The 20,410-nt window shown below is 35.9% G+C and carries 16 protein-coding genes; 3 read left to right on the top strand and 13 right to left on the bottom strand.

What is annotated here, in order from left to right:
- Positions 1-4 precede the first annotated feature (4 nt).
- The 4 genes from BMX40_RS10755 to BMX40_RS10770 form a co-directional block, all read right to left on the bottom strand.
- Positions 5-577 carry a hypothetical protein gene (locus BMX40_RS10755; RefSeq protein WP_090869730.1) on the bottom strand — a complete coding sequence of 191 codons (573 nt, stop codon included), beginning with the start codon at positions 575-577 and terminating at the stop codon, positions 5-7.
- Between the two features lie 147 nt (positions 578-724).
- On the bottom strand, positions 725-1,045 hold the full coding sequence (locus BMX40_RS10760; RefSeq protein ID WP_090869732.1) for a hydrolase: 321 nt from the start codon (positions 1,043-1,045) through the stop codon (positions 725-727).
- Between the two features lie 110 nt (positions 1,046-1,155).
- Positions 1,156-1,971: an ABC transporter ATP-binding protein gene (locus tag BMX40_RS10765; RefSeq protein ID WP_090869734.1), complete on the bottom strand. Its 816-nt coding sequence runs from the start codon at positions 1,969-1,971 to the stop codon at positions 1,156-1,158.
- Between the two features lie 131 nt (positions 1,972-2,102).
- A complete protein-coding gene (locus tag BMX40_RS10770) occupies positions 2,103-3,068 on the bottom strand; it encodes an iron-hydroxamate ABC transporter substrate-binding protein (RefSeq protein WP_090869735.1) in 966 nt (321 codons plus the stop codon).
- Positions 3,069-3,163: 95 nt separating this feature from the next.
- Between BMX40_RS10770 and BMX40_RS10775 the strand changes: the two genes are divergently transcribed.
- From BMX40_RS10775 to BMX40_RS10785, 3 genes are read left to right on the top strand one after another with little or no spacing between them, the layout of a single operon-like run.
- The gene (locus BMX40_RS10775; RefSeq protein WP_090869737.1) at positions 3,164-4,177 is read left to right on the top strand and encodes a FecCD family ABC transporter permease; all 1,014 of its coding nucleotides are present in this window, start codon (positions 3,164-3,166) and stop codon (positions 4,175-4,177) included.
- On the top strand, positions 4,177-5,199 hold the full coding sequence (locus BMX40_RS10780; protein WP_090869739.1) for a FecCD family ABC transporter permease: 1,023 nt from the start codon (positions 4,177-4,179) through the stop codon (positions 5,197-5,199). Before BMX40_RS10775 ends, BMX40_RS10780 begins: the two co-directional genes overlap by 1 nt.
- An 18-nt stretch (positions 5,200-5,217) precedes the next feature.
- Positions 5,218-6,222 (top strand): NAD(P)/FAD-dependent oxidoreductase, encoded by a 1,005-nt coding sequence (locus BMX40_RS10785; protein ID WP_090869741.1) that lies wholly within the window; start codon positions 5,218-5,220, stop codon positions 6,220-6,222.
- A gap of 207 nt (positions 6,223-6,429) precedes the next feature.
- Here BMX40_RS10785 and BMX40_RS10790 read toward each other — a convergent pair whose 3' ends face one another.
- The 9 genes from BMX40_RS10790 to BMX40_RS10825 all read right to left on the bottom strand — a co-directional run bounded on the left by BMX40_RS10790 (position 6,430) and on the right by BMX40_RS10825 (position 20,280).
- Positions 6,430-7,569 (bottom strand): erythromycin esterase family protein, encoded by a 1,140-nt coding sequence (locus tag BMX40_RS10790; protein ID WP_090869743.1) that lies wholly within the window; start codon positions 7,567-7,569, stop codon positions 6,430-6,432.
- A gap of 16 nt (positions 7,570-7,585) precedes the next feature.
- Positions 7,586-9,739: a peptidase domain-containing ABC transporter gene (locus BMX40_RS10795; RefSeq protein WP_244513490.1), complete on the bottom strand. Its 2,154-nt coding sequence runs from the start codon at positions 9,737-9,739 to the stop codon at positions 7,586-7,588.
- A 15-nt stretch (positions 9,740-9,754) separates the two neighbouring features.
- On the bottom strand, positions 9,755-12,808 hold the full coding sequence (locus BMX40_RS10800; protein ID WP_090869744.1) for a type 2 lanthipeptide synthetase LanM family protein: 3,054 nt from the start codon (positions 12,806-12,808) through the stop codon (positions 9,755-9,757).
- 89 nt (positions 12,809-12,897) lie between these two features.
- The gene (locus BMX40_RS20255; RefSeq protein WP_170840757.1) at positions 12,898-13,065 is read right to left on the bottom strand and encodes a class II lanthipeptide, LchA2/BrtA2 family; all 168 of its coding nucleotides are present in this window, start codon (positions 13,063-13,065) and stop codon (positions 12,898-12,900) included.
- Between the two features lie 839 nt (positions 13,066-13,904).
- Positions 13,905-15,353: an o-succinylbenzoate--CoA ligase gene (locus BMX40_RS10805; protein WP_090869746.1), complete on the bottom strand. Its 1,449-nt coding sequence runs from the start codon at positions 15,351-15,353 to the stop codon at positions 13,905-13,907.
- A gap of 75 nt (positions 15,354-15,428) precedes the next feature.
- Positions 15,429-16,247 (bottom strand): 1,4-dihydroxy-2-naphthoyl-CoA synthase, encoded by an 819-nt coding sequence (gene menB, locus BMX40_RS10810; protein WP_090869748.1) that lies wholly within the window; start codon positions 16,245-16,247, stop codon positions 15,429-15,431.
- Between the two features lie 108 nt (positions 16,248-16,355).
- Entirely contained in the window at positions 16,356-17,156 is an 801-nt protein-coding gene (gene menH / locus BMX40_RS10815) for a 2-succinyl-6-hydroxy-2,4-cyclohexadiene-1-carboxylate synthase (RefSeq protein ID WP_090869750.1), read from the bottom strand.
- Positions 17,153-18,895, bottom strand: a complete 1,743-nt coding sequence (gene menD, locus BMX40_RS10820) for a 2-succinyl-5-enolpyruvyl-6-hydroxy-3-cyclohexene-1-carboxylic-acid synthase (RefSeq protein WP_090869752.1) — start codon at positions 18,893-18,895, stop codon at positions 17,153-17,155. The genes menH and menD overlap by 4 nt, the downstream gene beginning before the upstream one ends.
- Positions 18,895-20,280, bottom strand: a complete 1,386-nt coding sequence (locus BMX40_RS10825; RefSeq protein ID WP_090869754.1) for an isochorismate synthase — start codon at positions 20,278-20,280, stop codon at positions 18,895-18,897. Before BMX40_RS10825 ends, menD begins: the two co-directional genes overlap by 1 nt.
- Positions 20,281-20,410: the final 130 nt, after the last annotated feature.

Consider the following 20,410-nt stretch of genomic DNA (forward strand, 5'->3'; position numbering starts at 1 on the left):
TATCTTATTCTGGGTAGGTGACTTCTGTTATTTTCCATGAACCATTTACTTTTGTAAATACAAGTTCAATTGTATATTCTCCATATAAAACAGAATCATTTTCTTGAATTACTTTAACTCCTTCTTGATTTAATTGTATCACATCATAGTCATTTTCTTCCATGAACCATGGTGGTGTTTCCGTTGGTATGATATAAAGCTTCCCCAACTCTTCGGTATAATAAAAGTCTACAAAATCGTATGCTACTTCATGAGTTGTTACTTCCTCAAACGCTTCAAGTAGTTCTTCTTTTGTATCAAAGTTTCGAACCTGATAATCCTCATCAATTTCTTGAACAAGTAGATTCATAAATTCATCTGTCAATTGTAGTATTTCTTCATGGGTTAACCTATCTGATTTATTATATTGCTTCTGTAAGTCCTTATCTGTATCTTTTTGGGATGTAGAATCAACAATCTCCTGAGTAGATTCTACTTGTTTCCAACCTTCAGCTGAGGTAAATTGAATTCGTTCCATTGGTAATATGATCAGTAGAATAATTGCTAGTGAAATCCAAATAATAGATTCGCGAATCATAATAGCCTCCTTTGTTCATAGTATTCCTTAAATTATAAATAAATAAACACTTTATTTATAGCAAGCCTACAATTAGTTATCTCAATTTGTAGAATTTAATTAAATTAAATAAGGAATAAGATATCTATATCCTATTCCTCATTCTACTTACATATGATTATTTGATAGAATTCCTATACTTTCTATATGCGCCTTAGTATTTGTATCTCCTAAATCGTATAGCATTTGATACGCATCTGTTATACCAGCGTCATATTTATCGTTCGATTCATCTTCGTGGTACGGCTTAATAGGTACGTGAGATCTAATAAAGGTACCCAGGGCAGCATCCTCCATCTGATCCATTTTTGATCGCAATTCCTCAATTTCTTCCTCTGTCGCATACACGACAAATTCATCGTTATTAGAGTATTCGATTTGTGAAATTTCTTGTGCCTGTAAGCTAACGTAATACTTTTTCTTATCCATAACTTCATACCTCCTATCTTTAATTTGGCTCAAAATTACGGAAGCATGTATCGTTACAAATAAAAAACCCATCAATCATTAAATTGATGAGTTTTTACTTTATTGGTTTTTTATTGTTTTAATGTCTGATTTGCAAAAATGCACCGACCTCTACCGTGAGGAATGCACATAGGTGTACCGAACATTGGGTCGTACATAACATCACATTTCATGTCAAAAACATCATGGACTAAATTACAATTAATAATTTCTTCCGGTTTACCTTGTGCATAAACTTTTTTATTTTTAATCGCAACAATATGATGCGCATATCTGCTTGCCAAGTTTATATCATGTAGAACCATAACAATTGTTCGCTTTTCCTTCTCGTTTAACTCAAACAATAAGTCAAGCACATCAATCTGATGAGTCATATCTAAATACGTAGTCGGTTCATCCAAAAGAATTAAATCCGTATCTTGAGCGAGAGTCATTGCAATCCATGCACGTTGACGTTGTCCACCAGATAAGGAATCAACCGAACGATCCTGTAAATCATGGATATTTGTTACTTCTAAAGCATGGTTTACTGCTTTTTCATCTTCTGCAGACCACTGCTTTAAAAAGCCTCGATATGGATGTCTTCCTTGTTTTACCAATTCTTTAACCGTTAGACCTTCTGGAGTGGTGGGACTTTGCGGTAAGATAGCAAGTTTTTTTGCAACATCTTTTGTTGGCATTTTAGCGATATCCTCACCATTTAATACAACATCACCATCTTTCGGCTTCATTAAACGGGCCAAAGAACGCAGCAATGTAGACTTTCCACATCCATTTCCTCCGATTAAAACGGTGATTTCCCCTTTTGGAATTTCCAAGTTTAAATCATCAATAATAATCGAATCGCCGTATCCCAGTGTTAAATCCTTCGCTGTCAACGTTTGCATTGGAATCTCTCCCTACACCGTACTTTTAAAACACCCATATGATGAGCATTTTTATTTCCGAAATTCATTACTTCTAGTTTATTGGCTTTTTGCCTATTAGTCAATGATAATCGTTATCAATCCCCTAAAATTTAGTCCACTAACATATTCACAATATCGTTTATTGTTTGCTCAGAAGCGATTAAACCTTGGTTGGTCCAGTTACTTGGATCATTTAAGCGGTAAACATTACCATTCTCAGCAGCAGGAGTACTTTGCCAAACATTGCTATTTTCTAATAATTCGATGCCTTGTTCCCCTTCTTCTGCAAGTAAGAAAACATGATCGGCATCCAACTCAGATAATTTTTCAATTGATAACGGATTCCATTGTGCCTCTGCGTCCCCTAATTCAGTAACAAGGGACGGTTGATTAATCCCTAATTCGTTATAAAATACATTTGCACTATGACGATCCTGTTCAAATAAATAAAATTGCTCTCCAGTAACCCAGATTGCCGCAATGGATTCATCCCCAATTGCATCCTCTATTTGTTGACTTGCTTCCTCGACTTGCTGTTCATAATCACCTAACACTTCTTCAGCTTCACTTTCTTTACCGAATAACTTACCAAATAGTTCAACTTGTTTTCGCCAATCTTTAGTGACTTCTTCTGTCATAACGTAAGTGGAGGCAATTTTATTATAATCATCATACGTTCCTTCATAGCTATCTAGAGCATTTTCCAAAATAATCAAATCTGGTTCATGATTAAGAACCTGTTCTAATGGAAGGTTCCACTCAATACCTGGTAAATCTCCAAGGTCTTCCTCTAAATAATCTTGCACACTTGATCCAATAACCCATTTCGCAACTGGAGTTATTCCTAACGCGAGTAGTGCATCTTCATGATATGGAGCAATTACTCGATCCGCATTTGTTGGAATCGTTACCTCGCCCATTTCAGAATTCAGTGTTACCTCTGCATTCTCGGTGGAATTCTCCGCGGAATCCTCATTGGTCTCTTCTGATGATTCATTGCCACATGCTGATATCAATAGTAGTAAACCGATAATTACAATATAAAAAAATACGTTATTTTTAATATTTCTATACATATGTACTCCTCCAATATGTTATAATTACTCACGGTAATGATAATCATTTTCAATTACTAAGTCAATATTTATATTATAAATCTTTAGGAGAAAATATGCTAAAACGTATTCATCATTCGGTAATTATTAAAATTTTAGTCAATATTTTAGCATTGATTGCAGTAGTCCTTTCGATAGGACTTTCCGTATCTTTTGGTGCTGTATCTATTGAAATGACAACTGTATGGAAGGCTATTTTTCAATTTAATCCAGACCTAACAAACCATCAAGTAATTCAGGAATTACGCTTACCACGAGCATTTGCAGCAGCATTAGTTGGGGCTTTTTTAGCAGTATCAGGTGCTGTCATGCAAGGAATGACTCGTAATCCTTTAGCTTCCCCTTCGATAATGGGAGTTACAGACGGTGCTGCTTTTGCCTTAGTCATCACATTGGCATTTTTACCAACGATATCAAGCATTGGGGGTACAATCGCTTCATTTATCGGAGCTGGTATCGCTGTAGTCGTTGTTTTTGTAATTGGTTCCATTTCGACAGGAGGATTAACGCCTGTAAAATTGGCCCTTGCTGGTGTAGCGATTGGAACAATGTTAAGCTCCGTATCTTCCATGATCGCCCTTCATTTTCAACTAGAAAAACAGATGGGATTTTGGTTAGCAGGTGGATTGGCTGGAACAAGCTGGCTTTCTGTAACGATCTTAATGGTATCTGGAATCGTTGGATTAGTGCTAGCATTTTCGATATCAAAATCGATCACCGTTTTAAGCTTAGGCGAAGATATTGCAACCGGTCTTGGACAAAGTAACATAGCAATTAAAGTACTGGGGATTTTATCTGTTTTAATACTTACTGGTTCAGCTGTTTCTATTGCTGGTGTAGTTGGATTTGTCGGACTTATTGTTCCACATATTACACGATTTATTATGGGAACGGACTACCGTTGGATTATTCCTTCTTCTGCTGTTTTCGGTGCATTATTACTTGTACTATCCGATATTATATCAAGAATGATAAATGCACCATTTGAAACTCCGGTTGGCGCCATAACCTCCCTAATTGGCGTTCCTTTCTTTTTATATTTGGCACGTGGTAGTGGAGGTGACAAGTAATGCAAGGTTATGAAAAAGTTAGACAGAAACGATTTAGCTTTATTATACTTTTTTTAATTCTAATTCTAATTATTATGTTTTTTATTAGTTTAAATACGGGAGTAATTCGTATTAATCCAACAGAAGTTTTTAAAACACTAATTGGTCAAGGAACGGATCGAGAAGAATTAATTCTCTTTGATTTTCGGTTACCTGGTATTATCTTGGCACTCTTAATTGGTGCAGGGTTAGCAGTATCAGGTGCTATTCTACAAGGAATAACGCAAAATGAATTGGCTGATCCAGGGATACTAGGGATTAACACAGGAGCTGGGCTAGCGGTTGTATTATTTATTTTCTTTTTTCAAGCAAAAATAGAAACAACCAGTCTTCTATCGAGTTTTATGATGCCAATATTTGCTTTATTTGGTGCCCTTATTGCAGCATTAATCATCTATAGCCTAGCTTGGAAAAAAGGAGTAAATCCTATTCGACTAATCTTAGTTGGAATTGGTGTCAATGCAGGGTTCAGTGCGATTTTAATCATTTTTCAGCTAAAAATGGACCCTCAAGATTTCAGACAAGCAACGGTTTGGTTATCTGGGGATATTTGGAGTGCGAATTGGAATTTTGTCCTAGCTCTCTTACCTTGGATGGTCGTACTAATCCCTATCGCCTTATATAAAGGTCGTGCACTCAATATATTAAGTTTTGGAGATGAAGTAGCTTCTGGCCTTGGCACCTATGTAGAGAAGGAACGCATTAAATTACTAGTTCTCGCTGTATCCTTAGCAGGGGCTTCCGTAGCAGCTGGTGGGGCAATCGCCTTTTTAGGTCTTGTCGTTCCCCATATCGCTCGAAGATTAATCGGACCGCTTCATCAATATGTTATCCCGATTTCTGCTCTTATCGGTGCTGTATTACTAATGGTTGCGGATATGATTGGTAAAAACGTATTGGCACCTACACAAATTCCAGTTGGTATTATCGTCGCAATCTTAAGTGTACCTTATTTTGTGTACTTATTAATGAAAACAAAGTAACCCCAGGAGGATAATAGTATGTCAAAGCAACTTGAATTATATGACATCACCATAATTGGCGGAGGACCGATTGGTTTATTTACCGCCTTTTATAGTGGAATGCGTGAAATGAAAACAAAAATTATCGAATACCTTCCGTTTCTCGGCGGTAAAGTTCCCTATTTTTACCCAGAAAAAATAATTCGGGATGTTGGCGGAATTCCAAATATATCAGGTGAAAAATTTACAGAAAACTTAATCGAACAAGCAAAAACATTTGATCCCACCATCGTACTGGGCCAGCAAATAACAAGGATGGAAAAACGTCAAGATGGTACCTTTCTATTAACCAGTAGCAATGGAGAACAACATAATACGAAAACCGTTGTTTTAGCCACTGGTTATGGTACATTAAAGTCCGTTAAGCTGGATTTGCCTAATGCAGAAGACTTTGAAGGAACTAGCTTACATTACACAATTCGAAAGTTACAAAGCTATGCTAATAAGCATGTTCTAATCTCGGGAGGTGGGAATTCGGCTGTTGATTGGGCAAATGAACTTGAATCAATTGCGGACAAAGTAACATTGATCTATCGAAAACCAACTTTTACTGGAATAGAAAGCAATATTACAAAAATGAAAAACTCTTCTGTTAACGTCTTACATCCATATGAAATTGTTGATTTAAAAGGAACCAAAGAACAAATTGAGCGTGTTACAATCAGGAAACTTGAAAATAATTCACTGGAAGAATTACCTGTTGACCATTTAATTGTTAGTCATGGATTCCAAATCGATCTTGGACCAATCACAGATTGGGGTATGCAAATGAGTAATGGATCCATTGTAGTCGACCAAACAATGGCAACTAGCATTCCTGGGATTTTTGCAGTAGGGGATATTGCGAATTATGAAGGAAAACTCAACCTTATTGCTGGTGGGTTTAATGAGGGACCGATAGCGGTCAATCATGCCAAGCTCTATATTTCTCCGAATATTGATTTACAACCAATATACTCTACCAACTATGAACCATTGTTATAGTTAGCAATACACTAGTGGAGAAAATCATCCAGGATGATTTTCCCCACTAGTATTTTAGAGTTATGGAATCAGTTTATCCCCATTTAACCTCCTTGGTTTTCCTCGTAGGTTTAAAGTGGGGGTCTTATGACGCACAGGACGTGCCAGTGCCGACAATGCGTTGCGGTTTATGTCGGCCTGCCATAATATGCGAGATAAATTATGTAATTAATTGCGATCTGTTTTAATTAAAGCGGGATGCACCTTTTTATAAAAGAATATTCCATTATACTGCTCGGAGGGGATAAATGATGTTTTCATTCCTCCACCTTCAAAGGCTTTCCATTTCTTCCTTCCCCAATCTAGACCCTCACATGGGATAAAGCAATTGTCATACGGGGAATGGCTCAAAATTGACTCCAAATGTTTTTTATTACTCTTTCTTATTGGATAGGGCTGACCATTATAATCTCCCATTTCACCATCTTTTGCATAAAAACCGACCACAAAACTATCCTGCTTCATCGAATCTGGTAAACTCTCCACAAAAGACTGGTAAGCAGAGAAACGATGAGCACTCGTTTTCTTTTTGATGTGAAGATTATGAGCCCATATAATGAATTTATCATTGGGAAAAATCTCTTGAGATAAAAACTCCAAGTTCTTTGCCATTTGTTCATCACGATACTCAAATAACTTTGAAAACCCCATTTCCATTGTTGCCTTGAAATAATCTAATCGATTTTCTATTGTTTGGATGATTACCTTCTCTATTTTAACATCTGGAAATACCTGTTTCTTTATCAGACTTAATAACTCCATTCCTTCTCTTTCCACTTCCTTGCTTTCTGGTCTTCGTTTCCGACGTTTTCTCATGTTTTCCTCGTTTAACAGTTCATTAACTTTGCATTCCCATTGTAAATATCTTTCCTGCAAGTGAATATCTAGATAATCCATTAAAAAAGAAGAGAAATGCTTTCCTTCACTCTGTTGTACATCTACACCAACAAAATGTAATGGGTAGGAGGATTTCATAGATTTCAAGTAATGAAATAGTTCATAATTATACTCATTATGCCATGCACGTCCAATGCTACCCGTCATAAATTGGCTTGCATCTAGATTTGGTGAAAGGTGGTCGCCCGCAAAACAATCCCCCATTTCACTTTCGAAAGCTAGAACGCGAAAGTCTAATTGCTTGTGGAGATATTTTATAAGGTTGACTTTTGTTTCACTGTATTCTTTTACGCAATGACTGCTTTCCCCCAAGAAAACAAATCGTTTATTTTCTAGAAGTGGTTGAAGATAATGAAAGTTTTGGTCTAAATCTCTGCTATTTTCTTTAATTTCCTTGGAAAACCCATCCATATAACAGACACTCCCTTTACGTGATAGCATACTCTGCATTTGAAGAATATAAATTACTATAATATCCATTTCTTCTCATTAATTCTTCATGATTCCCAGTTTCTTCAATTTCTCCATTTTTTAATACAATAATGAGATCTGCATCTTTGATGGTACTTAAGCGATGTGCAATTACAACTCGAGTACAGTTCATTTTACTTAAATGATGATCTATTCCTTTTTCGTTTAAGTTATCTAGTGAACTAGTCGCTTCATCTAGTAATAAAATGGAAGGTCTTTGTAGGATTGCTCGTGCCAACATAATTCGTTGTTTTTGTCCGCCTGAAATATTCATTGACATTTCCGATACAGGTGTATAATACCCCATTGGCATTTCCATAATTTCATCATGTATTTGAGCAATTTTGGCCGCTTCTGCTACGCTATCCATTGAAGGGTGTTCATCATAAACAGATATGTTATGAAGAATAGATTTATTAAATAATGTTGCATCTTGGGGGACTACTCCAATATTTCTACGTAACCATTGTTTATCTAGTTGGTTTAAATTATTTTCATCATAAAAAATATCACCACTATCAGGTTCATAAAGGCCTAATAGCATTCGAGCTAACGTACTTTTCCCAGAACCAGAAGGACCAACTATAGCAACTTTTTGTCCAGCTTGAATATCTAATGATATGTTTTTTAATACTGGTTGGCTATATTTTGTATAAGAAAAACTTACATTTCTTAACTTGATATCTCCTCTTAGCTTTTCTACTTGCTTGCAATCTTCTGGTATATTATCTGTCGGTGCATCTAATACATCATTCATTCGTTGTAAATATGTATTCATCATGACCATACTTTTCGCTGTCTCTATTAATGAAGAAACCGAACCAAAAAATATACCAGTTAATGAATAAAACGCAACCATTGTACCAGTTGTAATGTTCCCAAGTTGCACTTGATATAAGGCGAACCCTAAAATCATCAGTGGAGCCGCTAATTCTAAGCTTGCCATATAAGCATTAACATGATTAGAAAAATACTCTTTTCTCTTAAATGCTACCAATACATTACGAAACAAATGTTGCCATTGGTTATATATTTTATTTTCTACACCAGCCATTTTAATGCCAAAAATGCCATAAATAGTTTCGACTTGTGCATCCTGAAAAGCGGATTGTTCTGAAAGTTCTTCCTCTGCGCGTTGCTTCAGTTTATTTTGAGTTGAAGTTAATAGTAGAACATTTAATAACCCAAACATGACAACACAAGCTGCTAACCAAACTGAGTTCATTGTCATATAAATTAAGATAATTATAATTAAAGTAGAATCTAATAGACTCATTATAGTCTGATGGGAAAAAAGTTCCCTTATCATGACGTGAGAATTTGCCCTATAAACGATATCACCGAATGATCTTGTTTGAAAATATTGAAAGGGAAGCTGTATCAGATGTTTAAAGAACCTACTCATGAGTCTCCAATCAAGATGAACCCTTAAATTAGCTAAGAATCTTCCACGAAGATAAGATACTACTCCTTGGAAAAGTATCAAACCAATAATACTGATAAAAAATGCAGACAGAAACTCGTAATCCCCCGGTAATACTATCTCATCAATAGCAAACTTAGATATGACGGGCATAGCTACTGTAGTTAATTGAATGAACAATGACCATAATAGTATGGATATAAGAATTTTTGGTTTTTCTATTGTCATTTTAAGGTAAGGTAACCAAACATTTTTCTGTTTTACGCGTTTAAAATTTTCGTTAGGTTTCAAAACTAGGTAATAATTAGAGAAATGAATGTCGAATTCCTCTTTAGAATAAACAATTCTTCCTAGCGCAGGGTCAAGTACATAATAGTTTTCTTTTTTAATCTTCTCTAAAACAACATAATGGTAATTGTCCCAGTAGACGATAACTGGTGATTCTATATACTTAATCTCACTTGCTTTTAACACCTCTGTTTGAAATCCAATATTAGTAGCTGTATTTCTTAAGGCCAGAAGTGTAATCCCGTCTCGACCTCCTCCGAGCCTTTCTTGTAATTCATGGAAACTCACATAACTTTTATAATAACCTAAAATCATGGATAAACAGTTAATCGCACAGTCCGTTTGTGCAATCTGTCTCTTAAGTGGTACCTTTCTTTTTGTTTTTATTCTTGATTTCATTAATTAATCCCCCTATCATTCAGATAATCCTAGGGTTAATACTGATGGTATAATCTCTGGGACAGCTAGTCTCAAAAAACCATACCCTATACCCGCTTGTCCAACCATTAATCCAGGACTTTTTGCACCAGAAGGCATTCCAAATTTTGTTTCTCTACCCTTAACCTCTAAAGCTACATCTTCCCCAATTTTCCACGCAAGCTCTTTTAATCCACTTTTTTGATAGTGTTCTGAAGCAATTAATAATAAATCTACATTTCCTAAGTCACCATGACATAAACTGTGTGTACCACCAAATCCATATTTCTTTGTTTTAGCTAAAGCAATTTTTATTTCATTTTCGATTTCTTGGTTTTTAGGTAAATTATTACGAATCATTAATCTACTCATTCCAATACCAGATGCTCCATGGCACCACATTGGTCTATTGAATTTTTCAACCCCATCACGTAAATCTAACCAATTTTGTTGCTTTTTGTTGTACAATGACCTTTCATACTTTAATGATTCTTGTAAAGCTTCCATGTATTTATTATCATTGGTAAATGAGTATAATTCGGCTAGAGCCCAACTGAAACCTGATGAGCCGTGAGAAAGACCTGCAAGTGGCTTTCCTAATTGATTGGATCTCCATGCAATACCTGTTGCTTGTTTCTCGGATTTTAATAAAAGCGATTCACCACATGTTTTCGCAATTTCCAATAAATATGATTCACCAGTTTTCTTATAGAGATTAATACAGGTGATTATTAGACCTGCAGAACCTCCCATAAAATCTAGTGCTTCATCTGAAATGATCTGTTCAGTAGACTTTGTTAAAATATTCTTCGCTTCCAATAAATACTTTTTGTCTTGAAAAATAATCGAATAATTACCTAAAGCATATGCGTATGCTCCATATCCATAAAAGGTAGATAAAGGAAGTTGTTCATAGTTTAAATTCTTCACAGCTGTTTGAATACACTTTTCAGCTAATACTTTATTTTCTTCATTTTGGGTTACTCGGTATAGGTTTGCATAAAACAGCCCAATCCCCAACAGACCATCATATAAATCAGACTCAACTGGACTAAACATAAGTTGGTCATTCATGCTTAAATTCATTCCCAACCAAGTAATATCATTATCTTCACCAATTATCGCATCATTTTTTAAATCATTACCGACTAGCTGAGCAAGTTCCAAGAATTGGTCGGTATTATTTAATAATTCTATAGGTGAATTATTGGAGTAATCTCTGATAGTTTCGTTTGATTGGTGATTATGATTGGAATATTGAGCTATTAGTGAATTCTCTATAAAACTTAATTGTTCCTTCATATCTGTAATACTTAGTGTCCCTATTCGCTCCATCAAACAATCAAAATTTGAGATGTTATAATAATCACTCTTCACTTTACCTAATGGATGATATAAATCTCTAGAATTCGTATAACAATAAAAATAAGGAATGTCGCCTTTTAATACATCTCTGCATTCATACATAATGATATCCTCAAAATCTGGATTATTCTTTTTTGCGGTCCATAGGAGGTTTACAAGGCGTTCCCTACTATCCCCATCTGTTAAATAATCAGGATGATAGCTTGAGTCTATGAATGTAGCATAGATCTGAGTGCTCCTTAGGATCACTCTAACTGAATCATTTTTAAACGGAGAAAGAGGACCATTAGACGAAAGTAACTCATTTTTATGTTCAAGAAGTAAAGTGTAAATCTCCTGAAAACCTTTTATAATCTCCATGTTAAATTGTGAAACATCGATATTTTTATCTTCCTTGAAAGGACGATTTTTGCTAGCTTCAGAAAATGCTGCAACCTTAACTAATTTCATCTTATCCGTGTGAGTATTTTCTATTGAGAACGTTTCATGTCCTGTATCCTGACCCTCATCCCCACCAAGGCCACTAAAATCAAAACCTAATATATTAGATTTAATATAGGATACAGGTAGCATACCTATTGATAATACAGAATCCATTAGTTTCTTAAACGCCCTCGCATAAGCTGAAGAATCCACATTTAAGTTTTTGTTAGTATTTTGAATTAGTCCTTCCAAGTCTATTAGCATTGGATTTTCTCCATTTGCTATAAGATTTTCATAATGAAAATCTGTAGCATTTAATATGTATAGAATAGCTAAATAATACCCTTGTCTCTCATAAAATCGAGATACCTCTTCTTTCGATCTACAAGGAACGTGTTCCACATATTCCTGCCATCCATAGCTACCTCTATCTAAAATAGTAATAGTTTTTAAAGGTAATCCAGTGTTCTTATGATTTATCCATGCTAATAATTCCTGGAAATGCTGATCGATTGAAAGTGATCTTGGCTTATAAACGATTTTTTTACCAGAGGAAAGTTGAAATAAAATGACGCTTCGCCCATTATTATGAGTATCTCCAAGTTGCAAAGATAAGGTGGTTATATAGTCTTCTTGCAGTAAATTGAATGTTTGAACAAGTTCAGATCTATCTTTAGAAAAGTGTGAAATAGCTTCTATAATACTATTTGTATAAAGAACTATGGTTTCAAATAAGATTCTAGCAAGAACTGGATATCGTTGTAGTATGTCATGTTGTTTATTTGATTTTGACAGTATATGATTGATGTAATATTCGTATCGTTCTTCAGATGTATTGCCTATTAATCTGCTTTCTTCTCTTAATTCATTTATGTCTTGAATTAGTACACGAACACATAAGTATGCTATATTTTCACTTATAAATTCCATAATATTGTTTTTAAGTGTTTCTATATCACTAATTAGTGATATATTTTCGATTGTGTTTAGTTCAGCTTCTAAATAGTCTTCGGCAATTCTAAGAAAGGCGGGGTAGAAAGTAGTGAAAATGCCAGATGCCTTGTCTTCTTCACCAAAATAATTTAAGTACTCATTTTTTTCTAATATACCGTATTGCTTTAGTAGCTTCATCCATATAGTTGATTTTTCTTTTCTAAGCAACTCATTAATCGGTAATTCTTTATCTATTCTCTTTCTTCTTTCAGATGGATAAAGGGAGTCTTTCTTTATTCTTCTAATATCTAATTGGATACTTTTATTCATCCCTGTCAATCCTTTCATTGAAATTAACCAACCAACTCTGAATCTAGTGAAATTCAGAATTGGTTGGTATAGTTAGAAGTTGCTAATTATTACATCCAGCATTTTCTCTTGAAGCTTGGACAATACTTAATACTCCACTTACACAGTCTAAGTGAAACGCAAACCACTGTACTTTGAGGAGTAACTTCTTCAGAGCCACCTGCTAGGTTTTTTAATTCCTCCTCTGAAATTTTACTTACATAGTGCTGCTTCTCCATGTTTCATACCTCCTCCCATTTAAAATACAATGTATGTAATAACTAGATGCCTAATATTTTTATACCATATTTAGGAAATAGTATTAATAGTTAAGCAGACCTAATTTGGTGAAAATTCAAATAAGTAATAGGGTATTGAGTATTATTACTAAAGACTTAACTATAAATAGATAGAATTATTTAGTTTTATAAGTGATTAAAAATGGTATAACTCACATGTTTCTACGTAATATATAGGAGGGCTCGATGATTAACACTTACCGTGGAGAAAATATTAAACCACCTAACAAATAGCATATGGTTCCACAGTCCTCTCACAACGATTTTACAAATAGTCCTCAATTAGCAATGAAAATAACATAGTAATTAGTAACCTACTAACATCAGATAGTGGACTGTTAATTTGTGTGATCATGCTAAAAGCAATGTCCTTTGTAAGGGAATACTAATATATAAACAAAAACAAGCATACCAATCACTATGCGATTTAGTATATGCTAATTCGTTAGTTAATTAAGTTTATCTCCAACAAAGTGAACTACTCACTATAAACATCCATATTATAATCATTGTCTTTAGAATAGAGCGTGTTATTTTTGTCCCAACCACTATTTTTCAGCCTTCTATTAATTTGATAGAAATATTAGGATAATCAACCGTTACTTCTCATCTCTTGGTTTATACTTCTGCTTTCATAAAGAGAATCGAACCGTGAATGTTCCTTGCTGTCATTGGTTTTCACGTAAACGATCATTTCATTTTGCAGTATGATAATCCACAGATGTCATAGAGTAACGAAAAACGCGTCTTTACTCTAAAATGTAACAAATACTACATTTTTAAGGAATGAGGTCTAATAGTTTTGTCCTTACTAATTTATTTGATGCATTTCTTGGGAGAGCTTCGACAAAATAGATTTCTTTCGGTACTTTATACTTTGCAAGTCGCTTTTTAGCATACAGTTTAATTTCTTCTTGCTTTACACTATTACTAACTACGACGAACGCAACTGGAATTTGTCCCCATGTCGGATCTTCCTTTCCAACAACTCCAATTTCCTTAATAGATTCCATCCCTGCCAATACACTCTCAACCTCAGATGGATAAATGTTTTCTCCACCTGAAATTATTAAGTCTTTGCGTCGATCAACGACATACAAAAAACCATCTTCATCCACATATCCTAAATCCCCTGTTGCTAACCACCCTTCCTGGAAGGCTTTTTTTGTAGCTTCTTTATTTTTGAAATACCCCTTCGTTACCATAGGCCCCTTAACATATATTTCTCCGACTTTTTCAGCATCCGGCTGATGTATCCGAAGCTGAGCAGGAACCAATGGCTTACCTGCAGAACCAAGCTTTTCTAAAGCATCTGTAGGACTAAGGGTAACAATTTGTGAAGACGTTTCGGTCATACCATAGGATTGAAAGATCGGGATTTCTTTTTCCTTTGCTTTCTCTAACAATGGTCTAGGAGCCGGCCCACCGCCTAACAACATACAACGAAACTTACTCGGATAGGACTCCTTTCCAAGCTCTTCTAGAAGCCGTTGAACCATAACCGTAACTACTGATACCATGGTGACTCCACGATTCATGATTGCATGGTGCACCTGTTTCTCATCGAATTTCTCAAATAATAAAACAGACATCCCATAAATAACGCTTTTTAAATAAATGGATAATCCCCCAACATGAAACATTGGTAGGGCAGCTAACCATTTATCCTCTTTGGACAAACCTAAATTTAAAGCAGAACCAATTGCACTCCACCAATGATTTCCATAAGTATGCATCACACCTTTAGGGAATCCAGTAGTTCCAGAAGTATAAATGATAGTGAAATAATCTTCTAGCTGTAATTCTTCTTGAAGATTAATAGCTCTTTCTTTCATGTGATCAATTTCAGAAAAGGAATGGGTAACCGGTACATCTAACCTTTCTGCAGTTGATAGCAATTCGACTGATGTTAGTAAATGAGAAACTTCTGCATCCTTTATCTGATAATGAAGTTCTTCTGTTGTTAATCGTGTATTTAATAATACGCCAATTGCGCCAATATAACTTAATGCATGTATGGCAATAATCATATGTATATTATTATTGGATAATATCCCGACATGACTTCCTTTCCTTACACCACTTGTTGCTAACTTCTTCGCAAAGGATTGACTTTTAGTCTTTAATTCCAAAAAAGTAATCTTTGTACCATCTTCTAACTCGACCGCTGATTGCTTTGGCGCTAAGTCTGCTTGTTTGGTAAGCCAGTGGGGTATAGATTCGGACATAATATCTCCTCCTATAGGAATGGAAAAACCTTTGCTACACAGCAAAGGTTTTTCACAAAAATTTCGTCTAGTTGATCACGGGAAACGCGGGAATTGATCAAAGTCTGGTTTTCTTTTTTCTTTAAATGCATCTCTACCTTCTTTTGCTTCATCAGAAGTGTAGTAAAGAAGTGTTGCATCTCCACCCATTTGCTGTAGTCCAGCTAATCCATCTGTATCCGCATTAAAGGAAGCTTTTAAGAAGCGTAAAGCAGTTGGTGATTTTTCTAAAATCTCTTCACACCATTGTATTGTTTCTTCCTCTAATCTATCTAATGGAACAACCGTATTTACTAATCCCATCTCATATGCTTCCTCTGCATTGTATTGACGGCATAGATACCAAATTTCACGAGCACGTTTATGACCAACCATACGAGCTAATAATCCAGCACCATATCCTGCATCAAAGCTTCCTACTTTTGGTCCTGTTTGTCCAAAAATTGCGTTGTCTGCTGCAATGGTTAAGTCACAAACTACGTGTAGTACATGACCTCCACCAATTGCATATCCTGACACCATTGCAATTACAGGTTTCGGTATTGTACGAATTAAACGCTGAAGATCTAACACGTTTAAACGAGGAATTTGGTCAGTACCTACATATCCACCATGTCCTCGAACCGATTGATCGCCACCGGAACAAAATGCTTTTTCTCCTTCACCAGCTAATACAATAACCCCAATAGATGAATCATCACGAGCATCTGCAAATGCATCGATCATCTCGTTAACTGTTAATGGAGTGAATGCATTTCGTTTTTCTGGACGGTTAATGGTAACTTTTGCAATACCATTATATTTTTCGTAGATAATTTCTTCATAATCTCTTACCTTTTCCCAAGCTACAGTCATGAAAATCCTCCTTTTTATGTATTTTAAGTTCATTGGTTAGAACCTGTCCCGCGTATCTTGGCGGGAGGAGCTTAAATAATTTTGCACAGATAAAAAAGCTTTTCCCTTTTATCTATCAAAAATAAACTCCTTTACTATTTTACCAAAAATCTCTGGTTGTTCCACATGAATTGCATGTCCTGCGTTATTAACTACAATTAATTGGCTATTTGGTAGGCTTTCCCTCATTCTCTGATTCATTCGAACAAATTTTTCATCTAGCTCTCCCACAATGAGTAGAACTGGTTGCTTAAGCGTATTTAATTTCCCCCACCAGTTTGGTTGACTCCCTGTTCCCATAAACCGTAACGAGGAAGCTAATCCTTCTTTTGATTGAGCCAGCCTTTCTTCACGAATGGATCGTTGTATATGTTCATCTAGCTTCTTTTGCGTTTCAAACAATGGAATATTCTCCCAAAATTTCACAAAGGAAGCTACCCCTTCTTTCTCAATTCGCTGTGCAAGTGTTTCATCATTGACCTGCCTTTTATGACGATCCTCTTCCATTTCTAAGCCTGGTGAGGAACTTTCTAAAATTAGCGAGTTGATATAGTTAGGATAAAGCATTGCGAAGGATAATGCCGTTCTACCTCCCATTGAATAACCGATTAAGTGAAAGGAATGAAGGCTCAGATGTTCAAATAACTGTGACAAATCTTCACAGCAGGCTTCCATGGACCTCGGTGTATCGATTTGAGTACGACCATGCCCCGGTAGATCTATCGTTATTATTTGGAAATCATTTTCCCAATCCGTAACAAACGGTGCCCAAGTTTTCGTGCTTCCAGTAAAACCATGTAAAAGTACAATCGGCTCTCCAGATCCATGAACTTCATACCAATAGGTTGCATCCCCTACAGAAAATTTCATTTGATCACCGACTCACGAATATCTGTTTCAATATTAGACCAAAGTTCACGATGCCATTTTACATTCTCTTCCCGGTCGGTAAAAACCTCTACAACGGACAATCCTGACTCTTGATAACTGTTGCTTAAGACACGCTTAAGCTCCTCTTCCGATTCAGCTGTATGATAAGAACCACCATACATATCCACTGCTTGCTTAAATTGCAAGTCAACTGGGGTACCAAATAAAGCTTCAAAATGTTTTCTTTCTGTTGCCTGTGGTAAAAAGGAAAATATTCCACCACCATTATTATTAATTAATAGAATCGTTACATTAATTGAATAATGCTTCGCAGCGAGTAGTCCGTTCATATCATGAAAAAAAGACAAATCCCCTAGAACCAGTGTTACAGGTTTACCAAATGCAGCCGCTCCAATTCCACTTGATATTATTCCATCAATTCCATTAGCCCCGCGATTTGCTAATACATTTATTTGCTTTGATGTAGATAAGAAAAATGTATCTACATCCCGAACTGCCATACTATTTCCAACGTAAAGACTACTTTCATCAGGGATAACTTGGAACAACGAACGAACCGTAGAACCTTCTGTAAGATAATCATCTGAGACACTTTCGATACGTTTCTTAGCGACTTTGTTCATTGTCTGCCATTTTCCCAACCAATTATGATCAAATTCTAGATCTCTTCCAGAATCCATAAATTGCGCGCAAACCGTAACTGGATCTGAATAAATAAATGTTGTTTTATTTCCAACAGGCTCTCGATATCCAGAATGACTCTCAATAATAAACTGTTTCACATCTTGATGCTCTTGAACATAAAAAAGATACGCCTTGGAAACTGGCATAGCTCCGAACCGAATAATAAAATCCGCTTTTAATTCTTGGCGCAATGTTTCACTTCTAAAGAAGGCATCATACCCTTCAATTAAGTTGTCTTTGGAATGCTTTCCTGCTCTCATTTGTGATAATGGGTCTACTAAAATTGGTAATCCCCATGCTTCTGCCAGCTCTGTAATAGCTTGACTAGCATTTTCATCAACTTGTGGTCCACACACAATCACACCACGTTTTTTGGATTGCAGTAAAGTTATGATCGAGTCGATTGTCTCTTCTGACTGGGTCTTCACACTTTGATAAACCGGTAAATAAGATTCCTCCGTGTCGTCTCCCCAAATAGCTTCTAATGAAAAATCTGGAATCAACGGTTCACGGAGAGGAAAATTCAAATGAACCGGGCCCGGATTATCTAATCGAGCAGTATGTATAGCTCTAGCAGCTTTGCTTCGAGTATATCCGACCATCGTATTAGTGGCTTCAGGTAATGCCATTTCATGAAACCATTTAACATAGTTCCCATACAATTTAATTTGATCAATTGCTTGAGGAGCCCCTACATCACGTAATTCATGAGGTCGATCTGCTGTTAAAACAACCAACGGAACCCGACTATGGTACGCTTCAATAATTGCTGGAAAATAATTCGCAGTTGCAGTGCCTGAAGAACACAATAAAGCTACTGGTCGTTTCGTTTGCTTTGCCAAACCTAGGCCAAAAAAGGCCGCAGATCGTTCATCTAAAACAATCCATTCTTTGATACTTGGATGTTCTGCAAAAGTCATTGCTAATGGAGTTGACCTAGAACCAGGAGAGATGACGACATCTGTCATCCCTGATTTGGCCAATTCATCAACGAAATTTGCAACATATCTTGTTAGTTGTTCTCTGTACTCCATTATGCCCCTCCTAATACGGACAACATTGGTAATAATTTTATAGTTGTTTCTTCATACTCAGCTTCTGGGTCTGAGTCTTTTACAATGCCACAGCCGGCAAATAAGGAAGCATGCTTCCCTTGAATAAGTCCTGAACGAATTGCCACTGCAAATTCCCCATTTTGGTTACTATCTAACCAACCGATAGGAGCGCCATACCACCCACGATCCAATTGTTCATTTTCACGAATGAACTGTAATGATGCTTCTCTTGGTGTACCACCTAAAGCGGGAGTTGGATGTAACTTATCAATTACATCAAAGATACTAAACCCATCTTTAATTTTCGCGCGAACGGGTGTATACAAATGTTGTAAATTTCGTAACTGTAAAATACTAGGTTCATTAGGAACATCGATATTATCGCAATAATCCTCCATGGAATTTTTTATCATTTGCACAACAAAATCATGTTCCTCCCGATTTTTTTGATCATTAAATAACGTAATTTTATATTTCTCATCTTCTTCCAATGTTTCTCCACGTGGTGCTGTACCCGCCAGACAGGTTGATAGTAATTGACTTTCTTCCAGCTTGACTAAGCGTTCGGGTGTCGCCCCAATAAAACAACCTTCCCCGTGATCAAATGCAAATATATAACTGTTAGGTTGAGTTTGAGCAAGTTGATCCAAAACAGCGGTGGGCTCGGCTTTCTTTGATAACTCCAAACGAACCTCACGAGCAAGGACAATTTTATCAGCCACATGTTTTTTTATTTGTTCGGTAGCATGTTTTACCGTTTGCTTCCATACTTCTGGTTGAATCTCATCTTTGGAAACGACTGATGTATTTTCTGGAAAATCAACCGATTCAACGATAAGCTGTTCCTCCTTATCCTTTAACTGATTAAAGAGTTGTTCTGGATGGTCATTTGCGGTAACTTGTACATTCGTTGTCAAATAATAATTGTTATTGTACTTCGTCAACGTGAATGCCGGAATAGTAAATTGGCTGGAGTTGAATTCCTTCCACAGTTCGGTTCTTTCTTTTTTGGGATCAAATGCCATTCCACCTAAAGCAACGATTCCTGTACCTGGTGTTTCATACGGGTTATGAATAAATGCATCCTGTAAAAGGTTTTGCCATTTATTTTCTATATAAGTTATAGTCGAATTGTCAGTAGCCAATTCGAGGGCAGATCCAACCCCAACAATAAAATAGTCATCAATTGAACTTTTCCAAAACGTTCGGTTACCCTGCATGTATTTCCCTGCTTCAAAAAAAGCTAGCGGGTTTGCCTCATCAATTTGCTTCGTATAACTAACTAATTTTATTTCATTCGTGTGTATTGTTTGAATCGCTTTATCTAATAAAGACCTAAGTATATCTTCTTTCACCTTTAACATTATTGATAAACCTCCATGTAAAATAGGTCAGTACACTCTATTTATTTTATTCTCTTTTTTATTCTTTCTCAAGAAAAGGAATCTATTTTCATGTGTATCTTTTATTATCATATCACATTATACGATTGAC

The sequence above is a fragment of the Oceanobacillus limi genome, from assembly GCF_900111445.1.
Classification (GTDB): domain Bacteria; phylum Bacillota; class Bacilli; order Bacillales; family Amphibacillaceae; genus Ornithinibacillus; species Ornithinibacillus limi.

What these genes read in the sequence shown, in the direction of transcription:
- BMX40_RS10755 (WP_090869730.1), bottom strand. Translation starts at nt 577, where the DNA reads ATGATTCGCGAATCTATTATTTGGATTTCACTAGCAATTATTCTACTG.
- BMX40_RS10760 (WP_090869732.1), bottom strand. Translation starts at nt 1,045, where the DNA reads ATGGATAAGAAAAAGTATTACGTTAGCTTACAGGCACAAGAAATTTCA.
- BMX40_RS10765 (WP_090869734.1), bottom strand. Translation starts at nt 1,971, where the DNA reads ATGCAAACGTTGACAGCGAAGGATTTAACACTGGGATACGGCGATTCG.
- BMX40_RS10770 (WP_090869735.1), bottom strand. Translation starts at nt 3,068, where the DNA reads ATGTATAGAAATATTAAAAATAACGTATTTTTTTATATTGTAATTATC.
- BMX40_RS10775 (WP_090869737.1), top strand. Translation starts at nt 3,164, where the DNA reads ATGCTAAAACGTATTCATCATTCGGTAATTATTAAAATTTTAGTCAAT.
- BMX40_RS10780 (WP_090869739.1), top strand. Translation starts at nt 4,177, where the DNA reads ATGCAAGGTTATGAAAAAGTTAGACAGAAACGATTTAGCTTTATTATA.
- BMX40_RS10785 (WP_090869741.1), top strand. Translation starts at nt 5,218, where the DNA reads ATGTCAAAGCAACTTGAATTATATGACATCACCATAATTGGCGGAGGA.
- BMX40_RS10790 (WP_090869743.1), bottom strand. Translation starts at nt 7,569, where the DNA reads ATGGATGGGTTTTCCAAGGAAATTAAAGAAAATAGCAGAGATTTAGAC.
- BMX40_RS10795 (WP_244513490.1), bottom strand. Translation starts at nt 9,739, where the DNA reads ATGAAATCAAGAATAAAAACAAAAAGAAAGGTACCACTTAAGAGACAG.
- BMX40_RS10800 (WP_090869744.1), bottom strand. Translation starts at nt 12,808, where the DNA reads ATGAATAAAAGTATCCAATTAGATATTAGAAGAATAAAGAAAGACTCC.
- BMX40_RS20255 (WP_170840757.1), bottom strand. Translation starts at nt 13,065, where the DNA reads ATGGAGAAGCAGCACTATGTAAGTAAAATTTCAGAGGAGGAATTAAAA.
- BMX40_RS10805 (WP_090869746.1), bottom strand. Translation starts at nt 15,353, where the DNA reads ATGTCCGAATCTATACCCCACTGGCTTACCAAACAAGCAGACTTAGCG.
- menB (WP_090869748.1), bottom strand. Translation starts at nt 16,247, where the DNA reads ATGACTGTAGCTTGGGAAAAGGTAAGAGATTATGAAGAAATTATCTAC.
- menH (WP_090869750.1), bottom strand. Translation starts at nt 17,156, where the DNA reads ATGAAATTTTCTGTAGGGGATGCAACCTATTGGTATGAAGTTCATGGA.
- menD (WP_090869752.1), bottom strand. Translation starts at nt 18,895, where the DNA reads ATGGAGTACAGAGAACAACTAACAAGATATGTTGCAAATTTCGTTGAT.
- BMX40_RS10825 (WP_090869754.1), bottom strand. Translation starts at nt 20,280, where the DNA reads ATGTTAAAGGTGAAAGAAGATATACTTAGGTCTTTATTAGATAAAGCG.